The 16,619-nt window shown below is 71.9% G+C and carries 14 protein-coding genes; 8 read left to right on the top strand and 6 right to left on the bottom strand.

The window, feature by feature from the left end; all coding sequences use genetic code 11:
* Positions 1-50 precede the first annotated feature (50 nt).
* Positions 51-1,745: a hypothetical protein gene (locus ACH4TP_RS31725; protein ID WP_398439849.1), complete on the bottom strand. Its 1,695-nt coding sequence runs from the start codon at positions 1,743-1,745 to the stop codon at positions 51-53.
* Between the two features lie 279 nt (positions 1,746-2,024).
* On the opposite strand from ACH4TP_RS31725, the gene ACH4TP_RS31720 reads away from it, so the two are divergent.
* From ACH4TP_RS31720 to ACH4TP_RS31710, 3 genes are all read left to right on the top strand, one after another.
* Positions 2,025-3,116 carry an NAD-dependent epimerase/dehydratase family protein gene (locus ACH4TP_RS31720; protein WP_398180703.1) on the top strand — a complete coding sequence of 364 codons (1,092 nt, stop codon included), beginning with the start codon at positions 2,025-2,027 and terminating at the stop codon, positions 3,114-3,116.
* Between the two features lie 62 nt (positions 3,117-3,178).
* Complete coding sequence (locus ACH4TP_RS31715) at positions 3,179-3,673, top strand: NUDIX domain-containing protein (RefSeq protein ID WP_389238425.1); 495 nt, start codon at positions 3,179-3,181, stop codon at positions 3,671-3,673.
* Positions 3,670-4,647 (top strand): mevalonate kinase, encoded by a 978-nt coding sequence (locus tag ACH4TP_RS31710; protein ID WP_398439848.1) that lies wholly within the window; start codon positions 3,670-3,672, stop codon positions 4,645-4,647. Before ACH4TP_RS31715 ends, ACH4TP_RS31710 begins: the two co-directional genes overlap by 4 nt.
* On the opposite strand, the gene ACH4TP_RS31705 is transcribed toward ACH4TP_RS31710, so the two are convergent.
* The 4 genes from ACH4TP_RS31705 to ACH4TP_RS31690 form a co-directional block, all read right to left on the bottom strand.
* Positions 4,629-5,726 carry a radical SAM protein gene (locus tag ACH4TP_RS31705; RefSeq protein WP_389238421.1) on the bottom strand — a complete coding sequence of 366 codons (1,098 nt, stop codon included), beginning with the start codon at positions 5,724-5,726 and terminating at the stop codon, positions 4,629-4,631. The two genes, ACH4TP_RS31710 and ACH4TP_RS31705, sit on opposite strands and share 19 nt — an antisense overlap.
* 67 nt (positions 5,727-5,793) lie before the next feature.
* Complete coding sequence (locus ACH4TP_RS31700) at positions 5,794-6,672, bottom strand: carbohydrate ABC transporter permease (protein WP_398180697.1); 879 nt, start codon at positions 6,670-6,672, stop codon at positions 5,794-5,796.
* Complete coding sequence (locus tag ACH4TP_RS31695; protein WP_398439847.1) at positions 6,669-7,583, bottom strand: carbohydrate ABC transporter permease; 915 nt, start codon at positions 7,581-7,583, stop codon at positions 6,669-6,671. Before ACH4TP_RS31695 ends, ACH4TP_RS31700 begins: the two co-directional genes overlap by 4 nt.
* Positions 7,573-8,868 carry an extracellular solute-binding protein gene (locus tag ACH4TP_RS31690; protein ID WP_398439846.1) on the bottom strand — a complete coding sequence of 432 codons (1,296 nt, stop codon included), beginning with the start codon at positions 8,866-8,868 and terminating at the stop codon, positions 7,573-7,575. The genes ACH4TP_RS31695 and ACH4TP_RS31690 overlap by 11 nt, the downstream gene beginning before the upstream one ends.
* Positions 8,869-9,221: 353 nt before the next feature.
* On the opposite strand from ACH4TP_RS31690, the gene ACH4TP_RS31685 reads away from it, so the two are divergent.
* Both ACH4TP_RS31685 and ACH4TP_RS31680 read left to right on the top strand, forming a co-directional pair.
* Complete coding sequence (locus tag ACH4TP_RS31685) at positions 9,222-10,412, top strand: serine/threonine protein kinase (protein WP_389238412.1); 1,191 nt, start codon at positions 9,222-9,224, stop codon at positions 10,410-10,412.
* Positions 10,413-10,421: 9 nt separating this feature from the next.
* Positions 10,422-11,165: an HAD family hydrolase gene (locus ACH4TP_RS31680; protein ID WP_398439845.1), complete on the top strand. Its 744-nt coding sequence runs from the start codon at positions 10,422-10,424 to the stop codon at positions 11,163-11,165.
* Here the strand turns inward: ACH4TP_RS31680 and ACH4TP_RS31675 are convergent.
* The gene (locus ACH4TP_RS31675; RefSeq protein ID WP_398439844.1) at positions 11,122-12,615 is read right to left on the bottom strand and encodes a N,N-dimethylformamidase beta subunit family domain-containing protein; all 1,494 of its coding nucleotides are present in this window, start codon (positions 12,613-12,615) and stop codon (positions 11,122-11,124) included. The genes ACH4TP_RS31680 and ACH4TP_RS31675 overlap by 44 nt on opposite strands.
* A 171-nt stretch (positions 12,616-12,786) precedes the next feature.
* On the opposite strand from ACH4TP_RS31675, the gene ACH4TP_RS31670 reads away from it, so the two are divergent.
* The 3 genes from ACH4TP_RS31670 to ACH4TP_RS31660 all read left to right on the top strand — a co-directional run bounded on the left by ACH4TP_RS31670 (position 12,787) and on the right by ACH4TP_RS31660 (position 16,604).
* On the top strand, positions 12,787-13,692 hold the full coding sequence (locus ACH4TP_RS31670) for a class I SAM-dependent methyltransferase (protein ID WP_398439843.1): 906 nt from the start codon (positions 12,787-12,789) through the stop codon (positions 13,690-13,692).
* Positions 13,692-14,435, top strand: coding sequence for a GNAT family N-acetyltransferase (locus ACH4TP_RS31665; protein WP_398439842.1), 744 nt, complete (start codon positions 13,692-13,694; stop codon positions 14,433-14,435). Before ACH4TP_RS31670 ends, ACH4TP_RS31665 begins: the two co-directional genes overlap by 1 nt.
* A 246-nt stretch (positions 14,436-14,681) precedes the next feature.
* Entirely contained in the window at positions 14,682-16,604 is a 1,923-nt protein-coding gene (locus ACH4TP_RS31660) for an ABC transporter ATP-binding protein (protein ID WP_398439841.1), read from the top strand.
* Positions 16,605-16,619: the final 15 nt, after the last annotated feature.

Here is a 16,619-nt window from a genome sequence, read left to right as displayed (position 1 = left end):
CGGCGGCCGGCCCGTGGCGCGCGGCTTCAACATGCCGTGCCGTGCCGTGGTCAGGGTGGTGTGGGCCCGGACCGGGAACCACCGCCGTGGGACGGTTCGTCGGAGTCGAGCAGGATCCCTTCGTAGGCGAGCCATTGGGCGAAGGCGTGCAGGCCGCGCGCGCGGCCGGTCGCGGGGGTCCAGCCCGGGGGGCGTGCATGGTCGGGAGGGGTGTGCCAGCCGGGGGCGGTCTGGGGCGATGCCCGGATGGGGACGGGCCGCACGGCGTCGTGGACGGCTCGGGCCAGTTCTGCCGCCGTGCACGGTTCCTCGGAGGTGACCGTGAGCGTGTGGTCGTCCGGGCGGGTGCGCAGGACCGTCGCGATCGCGTCGGCGAGGTCGTGGACGTACAGGGGGTGGGTCTCGGCACCGGGGTCGCCCTCGACGGTGATGGGGTGGCTGCGCAGCGCGTCCCACACCATGCGGCCGATGGGGGTGCGGGGCGAGCAGCCGGGGCCGTAGATCTCGCCGACGCTCAGGGTGTACGGGGTCGGGTCGCCCTGCCGATGGATCGTCACTTTCCGTTCGGCGGAGTGGAGACGGGTCAGGTCGATCACCGCGTCCGCGGGCTCCCGCCGGTCGGCCAGTCGGCGCGCCAGGTGCTCGCCGAGGGGGTTCGCCGCGCCGCGCCAGACGAGGCCGCTCCGCTCGCGTGAGCGTGGGCGTGGGCGTTGTCCGGTGGCGGCTTCGCGTCCGGCTTCGAGTGCGCGTCGCGCCACCTCGGCCAGGGGTTCGCGGCGCTGGGCGATGTGTTCCTCCGTGGCGGCGTTGCTGATGCCGCCCGGGCCGATCGTCGCCAGGGCCTCCGCGTACGCCTCGTCCCCCGGAGGAGGGGTGGCGAGGCCGGTGCGGGTGGCCTCGTAGCCCATGGCCAGAGCCGTCAGCCAGGTCGCCTTCACGTCCGGGGCGGCCGGGCCGGCGCCGGGCGGGTCGAGGAGCGACTTCGGCAGTCCGGCGCCTTCGAGGTACTGGTGCGTGTCCATGTGCAGCCAGTGCTCCGGCCCGGGGCCGGGGGCCCGGACGGCGCACTGCGCGACGCCGTGTTTGAAGAAGGGCAGGACCGTCAGGCCGGTGAGGGTCCGGGTCTCCTCGGCCGGCGCGTCCTTCGGTAGGAAGCAGACCGAGCGGCGCGGGCCGCGGAAGGCGTTCCCGGAGATCGAGCCGCGGTCCTCGTGCTCGGTCAGGTTGGGTACGGCGACGTAGCGGGGGACGCCCCGGTCGCGCAGGTAGCGGTGCATCAGGATGTCGTCGGGCCAGCCGCCGAGCCGCCGTCTGCCGTAGGCCGCGAAGCCCTCGGCGTGCCGCCGCGGCAGGACGATCGCCACGCAGGGGAAGTACTCGTTGACGGCGCCGACCCAGCGGGCGCCCGCCATCGCGGCCATGCGTACGGCGGCCCCGTTCCTGGAGTCCCAGAGGGCGAACAGGGCCAGTGCGGCGTCGGGCCGCGCCTCGATCGCGGACCGGACCCGGTCGTAGAAGGATTCGGACAACACCATGTCGTCCTGGATCACCAGTTGATGTGTGGCGCCGTCCTCGATGGCCGACCACGCGGCGAGCGCGGTCCGGAGCACCGACGGCGTGCCGGTGGGGTCGGGGTCCATGACCACGCGCAGGAGGCCGGACGGCGCGCTCAGGGCCAGCTTCTCGGCCGCCTCGCGGCGTCTGGGATGGGTCATGACCACCGCGCTGAGCCGTTGACGCGCCATACGTCCTCCTCGCTCCGGATCGGCCCGGACCGCGCCGGGATCCGTGTGAAACCCGTGTCCGCCAGCCGGTTCCGGACAGTACGGGTGGTGCCGGGGGCCCGCAAGAGTGCCGAAATGGCCCTCTGGCAGGCGGGCGAAGGGCCCGTGGATGCTGGGGCCTGGCACGCCGGGCCCGTGAGAACCGCGTACCTCTCCCCCCTCCAGGACGATCCGACAGACGGCCCGACCGACGGCCCGACGACGACTCCACAGACGATCCGACAGCGGAAAGAGGCTTCCATGCCCGTGTTACCCCAGTCGACCGCCACCGCCGCCGCAGGCAGGCCCGCCGAGGAGACCGTCCGCTCGCGGCTGGAGAAGCTCCGCGACGCACGTGTCGTCGTGACCGGTGGCGGCGGCCTCGTCGGCAGCAGGCTGGTCGCGCTGCTGCAGGGCGCGGGGGCGGTCGTCACCGTCCTGGACCGGATGGACGCCTACCCGGAGTCCGGGCACGAGACCTTCGGGACGGCCCGCAGCGGCGCCCGGCTCGTCGTCGGTGACGTCCGCGACGCCGCCACCGTCGGGACGCTGCTGCGCGACGCCGACTTCGTGGTGCATGCCGCCGCCTACGCGGACGTAGCCGCCTGCACCCGGCGCCCGGACATCGCGTTCCGCGCCAACGTCGAGGGCACGCAGGTCGTTCTGGAGCAGGCCGCCCGGTTCCCGGTGCGGCGCCTCGTGCTCGTCTCCTCCGCCTCCGTGTACGGGGACGGGGACCCCGACGTCGAGGGGCCGCAGGTCTTCCACGAGGACCAGCCGCTCTTCCCGATGTCCGTGTACGCCAACTCCAAGCTGTGGGCCGAGCACCAGACCCGGCTGATGCTGGGCGCTTCCAGCGGGACGGAGTACGCGGTGGTGCGGTACTTCTCCGTGTACGGCGAGCCGCAGATCCCCAAGCCGGGCAGCCACTCGTGGATGGTGCCGTGGCTGTCGCTCCAGGCGCGTCTCGGCCGGCCCATGCGGCTCAACGGCGGCGGGATCCAGGTCCGCGACCTCGTCCACGTCGACGACATCGCCGAGGCCACCGCGCTCGCGCTGATCGAGGAGCAGATGGCCGAACAGACCGTCAACATCGGCACCGGCCGGCCCACGTCTGTCCGCGAGGTGGCCGATCTGATCGCCCCGTACTTCCCCGGCGCGCGGCGGATCGTCACCCCGCGCCCCGAGGGCGACCCGCTCGGCGGGTACGCCTCGACCGAACGCTCCCGCGACCTGCTGCGCTGGCAGGCCCGCATCCCGGTCGAGGAGGGCGTCGACCGGTACGTGCGGTGGCTGCTGGCCACGCCGGACGCCACGCCGCGCTGGCTCGCGGAGGAGACGTCCGGGGCGTGACACGCTGCGCACCGACGGGCCCCGCGAGGGGCGAGGCACGGCGACGAGGTGGCACGTACGCGATGGGTTACGCCGGTTCCTACATCTGGTCGCTGCGGCAGCGGGTCGGTTCCCGGAAGCTCCTGGTGCCCGGGGCGCAGGTGCTGCTGCTCGACGGCGAGGGCCGCGGGCTCTTCCAGCAGCGCGTGGACACGGGTGTCTGGGAGCTTCCGGCGGGGGCCTGCGAGGAGGACGGCGACTTCGCCGACGCGGCCGCGCGGGAGCTCCTGGAGGAGACCGGGCTGCGGGTGGCGCGGGAGGACCTGGAGGCGTTCGCCTCGCTCTCCGATCCGGGGGTGCACACCCTGACGTACCCGAACGGCGACGTGACGCACTGCTTCGCGCTGTGCTTCGTCGCCCGGCGCTGGTCCGGGACGCTCGCGCCCGGTGCCGACGAGGTGCGGCGGGCCCGGTTCCTGCCGCTCGACGCCCCGCCCCGGCCGCTGCATCCGCCGACGGCGGTGGTGCTGTCCCTGTTCGAGAGGTTCCGTACGGAGGGAAGGTTCCAGGCAAGGTGAAGGCGACGCATCCGATACGCGCGGTGGTGCCCTGCCGGGCCTGCCTGTCCGGCGAGGACCTGGACTGGCTCGGCGGGGGCCGCTCGGTGAGCCTCGCGCTGGGCCTGATGACGACCGTGGAGGTCGGTACGGGATCCCCTCCCGAAGAAGGCGGCTGGGCCGGGGAGGTGTGGGCGTTCCTGCGGGCGCGGGTGCCCGGCCTCACCGCGCGCCCGCCGGCGGTCACGGTGTCCAGCGAGGCGCCGGCGGCGAGCGGTCTGTCGTCGTCGACGGCGCGGATCGTGGCGCTGTTCCGGGCGTTCGCGGACGCCTCGGTGCGGGGGCGGCGGGTCTCCGACGCCACGCTCACTCAATGGGCGTACGAGTTCGAGTTCGCCGTCTTCCACGGCGGCGGCATGGACCACCTGGCGGTCGTGGAGGGAGGGGCGCTGCTGATCGAGGGCCGTGAGCGGGGGCTTCCCGTCGTACGGGACCGGCTCGAGTTCCCCGAGGAGTGGCGGGTGATCGTCGTGGATTCCGGCACCCGCAAGGACACCGGGCACCACATCCGGGACGTGCGGGCGCAGCTCGCGGCCGGGGACCCGGCGCTCGCCGCCTACCGGGCCGAGGCCGACGAGGCGTCGGGCCGGGTGTGGGAGGCGGTGCGCGGCCGGGACCTGGCGGCGCTGGGGGCGGCGATGTCCGACGCCCACGAGGCCATGCGGGACCGCCAGCGGATGTCTACGTCGGTCCTGGAGGAGCTGCGGGAGGCGGCGCTGCGCTCCGCCGGTCTCCCGCTGAAGCTCAGCGGGGCCGGCGGAGGCGGTGCGCTGGTCGGTGTCTGCCCGACGGCGGAGGCGACGGCGACCGTGGCGCGGCTCTCACGGGACCTGCGTGTCTCTCATCCGGCGGCCCGGGTCATTCCCACGTCGGCGGCGCCGGGCCGGCGACGGGAGCCGGTGCCGGTGGCGGGAGGTCAGAGGAAGGGGTCGTAGTCCTCCGTGAGCGGGGGCTCGCCGGTTCCTGCGTCGATGCGCTCCAGTTCCAGGTTGGAGCGGTGGCGGGCGCAGTGGAACCGGCAGTCCCGGCTCGGGTCGACGATGCCCCGGTCGGACTTCTGCCAGATGGTGGCGAGGTCGTCGGTGACGGCGTCGCCGATGCGGGCGAGCGGGTTGCCGCGGTGGTAGGCGCACACGTACACCCCGGAGGGGGTGATGAGGGTGCGGAGTTCGGCGACCTTGCAGCGGTCGTACTCCTTGGGCTGGACGGGTCCGACGTGACGGCGCAGTGAGGTGAGGGTGGAGGAGTTGACCAGCTGGAAGCGGTCGCTCTCCAGTCGGGAGGCCTCGGCGAGCTGCCGGTCGACGGATTCCAGCATCGCGTGGGGCACCTGCACGATGTGGTGGTCGTCGTCGAACATGGCCTTGGTCTCGAAGTAGTCGCAGCCGATGTCGTGGGCGAGTTCGGCGGCGCGCAGGACCTCGTGGTGGTTGGTGACGGTGGTGCCGTCGGCTTCCTGACGGGACATCACGAGGAAGGAGTAGCCGAGGGCTCCCTTCTTCTCGGCGGCGAGCAGCCGCATGTTCGCGATGACCTTGTCGAAGACGCTGCGGCCCTTGCGGTCGGGGCGGAACAGGCCGTACGTCTCGGCGGAGCCGGCGTCGACGGAGACGCGGACCCAGGAGGCGTACTGCGCGAGCTCGGCGAGGTTCTGCCTGATCATCGTGCCGTTGGTGACGACTCCGACGGCCAGGCCCGCTTCGCCGAGGATGCGTAAGACCTGGCGTGTGCCGCGGTGGGCGAGGGGTTCCCCGCCGCCGATGAGGACGACGGCCCGTACGGACAGGGCGACGAGTTCCTCGGCGAGCGCGGCGAGCCGTTCGGGGGTGAACCGGCCCTGGTTGAGGAGCTTTCCACTGATGCACTCGGGGCAGGCCAGGTCGCAGAAGGTGGTGGGGTCGAGGTCCACGACGAGCGGGGCGCCGGTGGGCGAGCCGGACGCGGCCTCCAGGATCCGGGGCCAGCCGGAGGGCTGGTAGAGCTTGGAGACGAGGTCGAGGCGGTCGTGCGTCACGGGGCACTCCTCTGTATGCGGTGAACGGTGTCGGCGACGGGTCGTGCCGGTGGCGGCCGGGCGTCCTTCAGCCCTTGACCGCTCCCGTGGCGAGCCCCGCGGCGATCTTGCGGTGGACGGCCAGGAAGAAGACGACGACGGGCAGGGCGGTGAGCGTGGCTCCGGCCATCAGGCCGCCGTAGTCGGTGCCGAAGCTGGTCTGGAAGGAGACCAGCCAGATGCTGAGGGTCTGTTTCTCGGGGGTGGAGAGCAGGACGTAGACGAGGACGTACTCGTTCCACGCCTGCACCATCGCGAAGACGGAGGTGGCGACGAGCCCGGGGGCGAGCAGGGGCAGGACGACGCGGACGAAGGCGCCGAGTCGGCCGCAGCCGTCGACCATCGCCGCCTCTTCGAGTTCGACGGGGATCGCCGTGATGAAGCCGTGCAGCATCCACACGGTGAACGGCAGGGTGAAGACGAGGTAGACGACGATCACGCCGAGGAGGCTGTCGGTGAGCCCGGCGTCGTTCAGGAGCAGGTACACGGGGATGACGAGTGCGGCGAGCGGGATCATCTGGACGGTGAGGATCACGACGACGAAGGCCTTGCGGCCGGCGAACCGGAAGCGGGCGAGGGCGAAGGCCGCGAGGGTGCCGACCAGGAGGGAGACGAGGACGGTGCCCAGGCCGATGACGGTGCTGGAGCGGACGTTGGCCCAGAAGGTCTCGGTGCGCATGGCGCGGGTGAAGTTGTCGAGGGTGGGGCTGCTCGGCCAGAACTCGGGTGGGAGGGAGAGGATCTCGGTCGCGGGCCGGAAGGCGGTGAGGACCATCCAGTAGACGGGGAAGCCGATGACGGCGGCCACGAGGAGCCCGAGGAGGTCGCGACGGCTCCGGGCCCGTGCCCTGCGTTTCCCCACGGGGCTCGTCCGGCCTCCCCCAGCGCGTTTCCCCACAGGGCTCATTCGGCCTCCCCGAGCCTCAGCATCTGCCGCAGGTACAGCACGGCCCCGGCGAGCAGCAGGACCACGGTGACCAGGGCGATGGCCGCTCCGGTGCTGTAGCGGTTGACGGCGAACGACTCGATGAACGAGTACACGCCGAGCAGGTAGTACTCGCGCTCGGGCTGTCCTCCGCGCATCAGCCAGATCTGGTTGAAGACGCCGAAGTCCCAGATCGCCATGAGGGTGGTGACCATCACGAAGACGGGTTTGACTGCGGGGAAGGTGACGTACCGGAAGACCTGGGAGGGGCGTGCTCCGTCGATGACGGCGGCCTCCTCCAGCTCGGGCGGGATCTGGGCGAGCGCCGCATGCAGGCTGATCGCGGCGAACGGCAGGGCGCCCCACACGACGACGGCGGTGATGACGGCGAAGCCCTGCCATGGGTCGGTGAACCAGTTGTGCCGGGCGAGGTCGACGCCGGGCAGCCTCGAGAGCAGCCAGTTCACGAGACCGTAGTCGGCGTCGAAGAGCCAGCGGAAGACGGCCGCGGCGACCATCACCGGCATGGCCCAGACGGCGACGAGCACCCCGGCGATGACCGCCCGGACCCAGGACGAGGTCCCTCGCATCAGCAGCGCGACGAGCAGGCCGCAGCTCATGGTGAGGGTCACGCAGACGCCGGCGAACAGGGTCGTACGGGCCACGACCGTCCAGAAGAACCCGTCGCCGAGGATCGTCCGGAACTGGCCGAGCCCCGCCCAGGGGGGTGCCGCTCCGCTGAACAGCTCCTTGCGGGTCATGTCCTGGAAGGCCAGGGTCACCATGTCGACCAGTGGATAGGCGAGGACGACCAGGAGGGCGAGGAGGGACGGGGCGATCAGCAGGTAGGGCAGGAGGGGGTGCGGGCGGCGCCTGGCCGGTTCAGCGCTCATTGATCACGGCGTCGATCCTGCGGTCCGCCTCGCGGGTCGCGTCCTCGACGGACGCCTTGCCGGTGGCGATGCGCTCCAGCATCTCGGGCAGGATGTTGGACTTCTCCACGGAGGTCCAGCCGGGGGCGAGGGGGGTGACCCAGCCTCGGGCGGCGGCCTGCGCGGCCGGTCCGTTGATGCCTCCGGCGGCGACGTCGGCGAGCTGGACGGTGTTGTTGGGGAGGGTGTTGGCGGCGACGAGCTGCCGCTGCGACTCCCGGTCGGTGAAGATCCGGATCCAGTCGGCCGCCAGCTCCTGGTTGCGTGACTTGGCGGGTACGGCGAGGGTCGAGCCGCCGAGGAACGGCGGGAGCAGCTGCCCGGAGGGGCCGGGGAAGGGGAAGGTGGCGAACTTTCCCTTGAGGCGGGGATCGCCGCCGGACCGGGCGTCGGCGGCGGCCTCCGCCTCCCAGGTGTTGCCGTAGAAGACGCCGACCTTGCCCTGGCCGATGACGGCCGGCTGGTCGCCGTTGTCCTTCGCCCGGTCGCCGACGTAGTAGTCGTCCATGAGCTTCTTCCAGGTGGTGAGCCCGGCGACGGACTTCGGGGAGGAGAGGGCGCCCTGCCAGCGGCCGTCCTTCTCGACCGCCATCTCGCCGCCGGCGTCCTTCACGAAGCCCATGGCGGCGGACCAGTAGCGGCCGGGCAGGTAGAGCGCGGAGAAGCCGGGGTCCTTGGCACCCCCGTACCGGGCCTTGAGCCGGTCGAGGGCGGAGATCAGCTCGGGGTAGGTGCGCGGGGCCCGGGTGATGCCGGTGCCCTTGAAGTAGTCGGTGCGGTAGACGCCGACGCGGGCTCCGGCGTAGTACGGCACGCAGTACGTCCGGCCGTCGAGGCGACAGGCGTCGGCGAGGGCGGGCAGCCACTGCCCGGACTGTTCGAAGGTCTTCGGGTCCAGGGGCGCGAAGGCGTCGTTGACGATGTAGTTGGTGGTCTCGCTGTTGCCCATCTCGACCACGTCGGGCACGTTCCGGCCGGCGAGGACGGCGTCGAGCTTCTGGTTCTTCGTCGTCCACTGCTGGTACTGCACGTCGACCTTCACGCCCGGGTGCGCCTTCGCGAACCGGCTGTTCGCGGAGGCGACCAGCTCCGGCCAGCTCTCGCGGGCGTCCACCGTCAGCCACACCGTCAGCCTGCCGCCGTCGGCCCGTTCGCCCGGTGCGCCGCCCTCGCCCGAGCCGCAGCCCACCACCGTGAGCAGCAGGGCTCCCAGGACCACGGAACGGCGGGGCAGGCGCGGTGTCATGGATTCCTCCGTGCGGGACGTGTAGGGATCTCGGGATGTCGGGATGTCGGGAGGTACGGGGCTCGGCGGCGTACGGGGCTTCGGCGACGGTCTTCTCCCTACCCCGCCGATCACCGGACCTCGCCGCGACACGGAGTTTCGGCCGGAACACGGCGGTGGGCGCAACCCGAAGGGCGGAGCGTTCCCCCGCTGCGCTGCGCCGATGCCGTCGCACGCGGACGGGGCGGGGCCGTGGTCAGGCCACGCTGGCGCGAACGACACGGCGCGTGGCGGAGTGACTCTTGACGGTGACGGGTCGCTGCCCGCAGTTTGGCCCCTGCGGCACTCCACGTCCCCCATCGAAGGGTTTGTACGTGACCGAGCAGAGGACGACCCCCGCACAGGACAGCTCCGCTCCCGCCTCCCCCGGCTCCTCCGAGAGGCCGGTACGGGTCAACGCGTGGAACGGCTGGGACCCGCTGCGGCACGTGATCGTCGGCCGGGCCGAGGGCACCGTGGTGCAGGCGCCCGAGCACGCGGTGCGCCGGGACTACCCGGACGACGGCTTCCCGCTGGGGACGTACGGCCCGATGCCGGCGGACATGGTGGCCGAGGCCGAGCAGCAGCTCGACGACTTCGCGGACATGCTGCGGCGGCGCGGCATCCGGGTGGACCGGCCGACGCCGGTCGACTTCACGAAGGAGGTGTCGACCCCGGAGTGGACGCACGAGTCGATGTTCGGCTGCATGCCGCCCCGGGACCTGCTGCTCACGGTCGGCAACGAGGTCCTCGAAGCGACCATGTCGTACCGCAGCCGCTGGTTCGAGTACCTCTGCTACCGGCCGGTGCTCCAGGACCTCTTCGACGCCGATCCCCGGATGCGCTGGGAGGCCGCGCCGAAACCGAGGCTCACGGACGCCTCGTACAAGACGGGGTTCTGGGACACGTACAACGAGCTGCCGACCGAGGTGCAGCTGGCCAGGGTCCGTGACTACGACCTGGTGCTCACCGAGGCGGAGCCGCTGTTCGACGCGGCGGACGTCGCGCGCTTCGGCAAGGACCTGTTCGTGCAGCTGTCGTTCGTGACGAACCGGAGCGGGTACGACTGGCTGCGGCGCCACTTCCCCGACCACCGGGTGCATGCGGTGACCTCGACCAACACCCATCCGCTGCACATCGACGCCACGTGGGTGCCGCTGCGCCCGGGGCTGGTGCTGCACTGCGGGGAGCGGCTCGCGGACGCGGAGCTGATGGAGTTCTTCAAGCTGAACGACTGGGAGATCGTCGAGGCGGTGCAGCCGGCGAGCTGGGACCATCCGCCGAAGCTGTCGTTCTGCAGCCCGTGGCTCGCGGGGAACATGCTGAACCTCGACGCGAACACGCTGTGCGTCGAGGAGAACGAGGTGCGCCTCGCGGAGCAGCTCTCCTCGTACGGCTTCGAGATCGTGCCGGTGCCGTTCCGGGCGGTGGGTCCGTTCGGCGGCGGGCTGCACTGCGCGACCGTCGACATCGAGCGGGACGGCGTCCTGGAGGACTACTTCCCCCGCAGGTACGGCCGGTTCTAGGGGAGTCCCGTGGTGGTGCCGGCGGGGATCGGCGCGGTCGTCCTCGACTTCTACGGGACGCTGGTGCGCATGGTGGAGCCGCTGCCGCCGGACCACCGGGGCGTCTTCGCGCGCCGGGGCCTGGCGGCCCAGGGCGAGCTGTGGGGCGACCAGTGGTCGGTGGGCCCCGCCGAAGGCGAGGAGCACCGGGCTCACTCGGCCGACGAGACGGCGTACGTGACGTGGGAGCGCGACCGGCTGCGGCGCCGGGCGCGGTCCTGCGGCGTGCCGGAGGAGGCGCTCGACGGTCTGGTCGAGGAGCTCGACCGGGCGATGAAGGCGGTCCGGCTCGCGCTCTTCGCGGACGTACGGGAGTCCCTCGCGGCGCTGCGGCGGCGCGGGCTACTCGTCGGGGTGTGCTCCAACTGGTTCTGGGACCTGGAGGACCGGGTCGCCGAGGTGGGCCTCGGCGACGCGGTCGACCTGGTGGTGGGCTCCGCGCGGGCGGGGGCGCGCAAGCCGCATCCGCTGATCTACCGGGCGGTGCTCGACCGGTGCGCGCTGCCGGCGGAACGGGTGCTGTTCGTCGGGGACATGTGGGTGCCCGATGTCCTCGGTCCACTGGCGGCGGGGATGCGGGCCGTCCATCTGTGGCGGCCGGACCGGGCGGTGGACGGGATCGCGCCGCCCCTGCCGGAGGGGGCGGCGCGGATCGCCGGGCTGCGGGAACTCATCGAAGGCGGTGACGCAGCCGGTCGAGGAGGTTCCGGGTGACGCGGACGACGGCCGGGTCCTGTTCGTGACCGCACACCACGGGCCAGTCGGTGGTGCCGGCGGTGAAGACGGTGCCGCCGGTGGGGCCCGGTGCGGTGTACAGGCCCATGGTGGCGGCGCGGGGGCTGGTGATGCCCGGCTCGCGCACGACGGTGTTCCAGTGTCCCCATTTGAAGTGGTGGAAGTCCTCGTGCACCGGTTCGAGGACGTGAATTCCGAGGATGAGGAAGGATTCCGGGGTTCCGTCCTCGCCGGTGGCGCGGGCGATTCCCGCCTCGTCGTAGGTGTAGGCGGCGCCGTCGCACTCGTAGCCTATGAGAGGGGTGCCTTCTCCGAGCCGATCAGGTTTTCCCCCTTCCCTTTCGTCGCCCCCTTCGCTTCCGTCTCGTAATCCGGTTCCCTCGTAGATCCAGTGGTCGGCGTGCTGCACGGTGTATCCGCCGAGGGGACGGTCGCCGGGCCATTCGGTGGCCGCCCACATTCCTCCGTTGCGGAAACTCACGCCGGTGAGGGAGTTCTCCGGATTTCCGACGCCGTCGGGTGCGGGTGTCCACCATTGGTCGGTGGCGGGCAGGTGGGGGTATTCCTCGCCGACGTGATGGTCGGTGTCGGAGACGAACGCGGTGTTCCCGTCGGTCGGGTGGATCCGCCACCAGCAGGTGTTGGCACTGAGGAACGCGATGTTCCCGCCGTCGCGGACGAACGATTCCGCGTGGTCGCGCATCCGCTCGCTCCAGTACTCGTCGTGGCCGACGCTGAGGAGGAGGTCGTAGGAGGCGAGGAGGTCGGGGTCCTCGTGGAGGTCGAGGTCGGTGGCGTACTCGACGGGGTAGCCGTGGCGCTCAAGCCAGCCGATGAAGGGCGCGTCCCAGTAGGCGAGGTCGATCACTCCGCCGGGGCGGTGGAGGCTGACCTTGTGACCTCGGGGTTCGCCGGCGCCGCCGGGCCGGTGGACGGGGTGGTCGTAGAGGCTGACGGCCCGGTCGAGGCCGGGCCGGTCGGACCGGTTGTAGGCGTGCCGGGTGAAGGTGGACTTCTTGTAGAGGATGCGGGAACGGCTGCCGGGGACGCGGGGGCGGACGACGAAGAACTCCCGCGCGTGGCCTTCGAGGTGCGCGAGGTCCAGGAGCGGCGGCTCTCCGGTCGCGTCCGGTCCACCGGTCTCCACGAACTCGACGAGGTGGATCCCCTGCGTCCACATGTCGGGCACGGGGAGGGTGAGCGGCGGCCATTCCCAGTCGTCGGCGGGCGAGGCGCGCCCGGGTAATCCGTCGGGGTGGCCGGGCACCGGATGCGTCCCTCCCGGGAATTCTCCGGATTCTCCGACGAGCTCGAGCGTCTCGCCCAGCCGGTAGAAACGGAGGCGGAATCGGGGGGCGTCGGTGGAGACGTGCAGGGTCATCTCGCCGTCGAGGGTGACGCTTTCCCTGCCCAGATATCCTTCGATCATGCCGGTCATGCTAGGCAGCCGTGAGCAGGGCCTACAATGGCGCGTCCAACCGGCCATTCGGACCTGTTTTTCGGCCACACGGAGGTGAGGTCGTATTTTAGCCGCCGCCGTTGGGTAGTGCGGATTCCGACAGTGACGACGTGATCGTCCACCGATCGGTGAGGGGCTCGCATGAGCGGTGAATTCCGCGTACGGGAACTGGTGCTGGGAATCGAGGGGCTCGCGCTGCTGCGCAACGCCGTGGACGGCGACGAGGCCTTCCTCCGGGAGCGGGTGGAGGACATCCGGCGCTTCGCGTTCGCCGAGCCCGGCGAGGAGAAGCTGCCGGACGGCGGCGCCACCGTCAGCGAGCTCGACGCGGCGCGGGGGTACGAGGCCTGGTCGGCGGTGTACGACTCGCTGCCCAGTTCGTACATCGAGGTGGAGGAACCGGTCGTCGGGAGGATCCTCGACGGCCTCGCGCCGGGTGTCGCCCTCGACGCGGCCTGCGGCACCGGGCGCCAGACCAGGACGCTCGTCGGGCGCGGTCACCGGGTCATCGGCGTGGACCAGTCGCCGCACATGCTGGAGAAGGCCCGGGAGCACTCCGCGCAGGCCGATCTCCGGGTCGGACACCTGGAGCGGCTGCCGCTCGACGACGACTCCGTGGACCTCGCCGTCTGTTCGCTCGCGATGACCCACCTGCCCGATGTCACTCCGGCCGTCATGGAGTTGGCGCGTGTGGTGCGGCCCGGCGGACGGATCGTGGTCACGGACATGCACCCGTTCGTGATCGCTCTCCAGGGGCAGTGCCTCTTCGTGAGCGGCGCCGAGGAGCTGGCCTTCGTCCGCAACCACGTCCATCTCCTGAGCCACTATCTGGGGGCGTTCGCGGCGGCGGGGCTCCGGGTGCGCGCCTGCCACGAGCCGCTGTTCAACGGCCGGCTCGCGCCCGGCGGCTACGAGGAGGCCATCGGGGACGCGGCCCGCGCCGCCTGGGACGGGCTGCCGATCGTCGTCGTGTGGGACGTCGAGGTTCCCGCCGGACCCGTCGGCCCGTCCGTTCCCGCCGTTCCCGCCCGGGACGGGGGCGTCTGATGGCCCTGGTCCTGGTGCGGCACTCGGAGCGGCCCGAACTGTGGGACCGCATCCCGGAGCGGTTCGCCGGTGTGGTGCCCGAGTACAACCTGCACGGCGACATCAACGGCGACTACTGGAACCGGCTGTTCACCGACTTCCCCGAGTTCCAGTTCCTCCTGTACGATGACGAGCGCGACGTGATCGCGGGCGCGGGCCGCTCACTGCCCCGCACCTGGGACGGCACCGCCGAGGACCTCGGCCCCGGCCTGGACGACTCGATCGCCCGCGCCTTCGCGGACCGCGACGCCGGCCTCTCCCCCGGCGCCCTGTGCGCCCTCGGCATCGAGGTGGCCGAGGACCACCAGGGCCGGGGCCTGTCGAAGGTGCTGCTCGACGCGATGGCGGACACCGCCCGCCGCGCCGGCCTCGGGACGGTCCTGGTACCCGTACGGCCCACCTGGAAGGACCGGTACCCGCTGGCGCCGATCGAGCGGTACGCGGCGTGGACACGGGACGACGGGACTCCGTTCGACCCGTGGATCCGTACCCAGGTGGGCGCGGGCGGCACGATCGCGGCGGCATCCGCGCACTCCTCACGGATCACCGGAACCGTCGCCGAGTGGGAACGCTGGACGGGCCTCGCCTTCCCGGAGGACGGGGAGTACGTGTTCCCCGGCGGCCTCGCACCGCTCCGGGTGGACCGGGCGCGGGACCGTGGCGCGTACTGGGAGCCGGGGGTGTGGATCACGCACAAGGCCTGAAGCGTGTCGCGGAAGTCCGCGGCGCGGAGTCCGAGCGGGCCGCGGACGCGACCTGGCCGCCTCGCGTCGGAAGATGACGTCACGCACCCCCATCACTCACTCATGTCACTCGCATCACAGCAGGTCAGCGGGTTTGAGAAGGCCCGATCACACCCTCGGGTGATCAGCTCGCCGAGCGGTTCCCCCGGCGGCCCCGCCCCCGTACGCTCACGCGCTCCACCACAACTCGGCGGAGGGAGCTGACCGTTGTCCGACGAAACAGGAACCGATGGGCCCGGCGAGGAGCTGAGGTTCCAGTCCTCCACGGTGACCGTCTTCCAGCGGAACTCGGTGACCACCTGGTCCATGGCCCGGCGCCTGCCCCAGCTCGTGCGCCGGGCGCTCCGCCTCGCCTGGCACGTGAATCCCCGCTCCGTGGTCGTCCTCCTCACCTGTCAGGCCCTCTCGGCCGCCCTGGAAGCGTTCGCGCTCATGGCCACCACGAGCACCATCACGGCCCTGATCGCCTCCGGCCGCGTCCAGGACCGCCTCGTCGAGGCGCTGCCCGCCATCGGTGTCCTCGCCGGGGCGGCCGGGGCGCGTGCCCTCCTCGGCATCGCGATCGTCAACGTCTCCACCCGGCTGTCCCCCCGCATCTCGCGCGAGGCCGAGCTGGAGATGCTCCGTGCGGCCGTCCACGCCGAACTCGTCGCCTACGACCACCCCGGTTTCAGCGACAAATGGGAGAACGCCGACCGGGGCGCCGACGCCGCACGGGATCTGATCACCGAGTCCCAGCAGCTCATGGCCTGTCTCGCGTCGATCACGGCGGCGGCCGGCGTCGTCACCGTCCTGCACCCCCTACTGCTGCCGCTCCTCGTCCTGGCCGTCCTGCCGCAGGGCATCGCCAGCATGAAGGGCGCGCGCGTCCAGTACGAGTCGTCCCGCGCCATGGCCGCCGAGCGCCGCACCCTCAGCCATCTGCGCTGGCACATCGCGGACAAGGGCACCGCCGACCAGCTCCGCTCCGGCACCATGGCCGATTTCCTCCTCGGCCGCTACCGCGCCATCGGCGCCCGTGTCGACGCCGTCACCGACAAGGCCGTCCACGAAGGCGCCCGGTACGCGCTCATCGGCGCCGTCACCGGCGGCATCGCGTCCGCCGCCGTCTGGATCGCCCTCGGTCTGCTGCTCGCCACCGGCCACATGTCCGTCGCGTCCGCCGGAACCGCCGTCTTCGCGATGCGCACCGTCGGCTCCTCCCTGCGCGGCATGGTCGGCTACGGCACCCAGCTCTTCCGCACCGGCCTCTACTTCGACGACTGGGTGGAGTTCATCGAGGAGGCCGGAGGCCACCGCCTGAACCGGGGCACCGTCGTCCCCGCCGCGCCCGGCGTCGTCAGGGCCGACGCGCTCACGTACTTCTACCCCGACGCGGACCGGCCCGCCCTGGACAAGGTCACCCTGGAGGTCCGCCGGGGTGAAGTGCTGGCCCTGGTCGGCGAGAACGGCTCCGGCAAGACGACCCTCTCCAAGCTCCTGTCCGGCCTCTACCTGCCCACCGACGGCCGGGTCCGCTGGGACGACCACGACACCACCGAACTCGACCCCCACGCCCTGTGGGCGCAGACCGCCGTCGTGCCCCAGTCCTTCGCCCAATGGCCGCTCACGGCCCGCGAGAACATCACCCTCGGACAGCCCCACGGCGGTGACGGCCATCTCCGCCTGGCCGCCGAGCAGTCGGGGGCGCACGAAGTCGTGGACGACCTCCGCAGCGGCCTGGACACGCTTCTGGCCCGCGAGTGGTTCGGCGGCGTCCAGCTGTCCGGCGGCCAGTGGCAGCGCATCGCCATCGCCCGCGCCTTCCACCGCCCCGCCGGTCTCCTCGTCATGGACGAGCCCACCAGCGCCCTCGACGCCCGCGCCGAGCACCGCATCTTCTCCGGTCTCCGCGCCATCGCCCAGGACCGCGCCGTCGTCCTCGTCACCCATCGGCTCGCCAACGTCGCCATCGCCGACCGCATCGTCGTCCTCGACCACGGCCGCGTCATCCAGGACGGCACCTTCGACGAACTCGTAAAAGCTCCCGGGCTCTTCAAGGAACTGTGGGACCTGCAGAACGACCGCCGCGTCCCTGCCCAACGCACCGACACCGACACCGACACCAACACCGCCGAGCCCACCGCATGAGCCAGGAGAACACGT

Source organism: Streptomyces sp. NPDC021012, assembly GCF_044333355.1.
Taxonomy (GTDB): Bacteria; Actinomycetota; Actinomycetes; order Streptomycetales; family Streptomycetaceae; genus Streptomyces.
The sequence above is the reverse complement of the archived record's forward strand: the minus strand, read 5'-3'. Positions and strand labels throughout refer to the sequence as shown.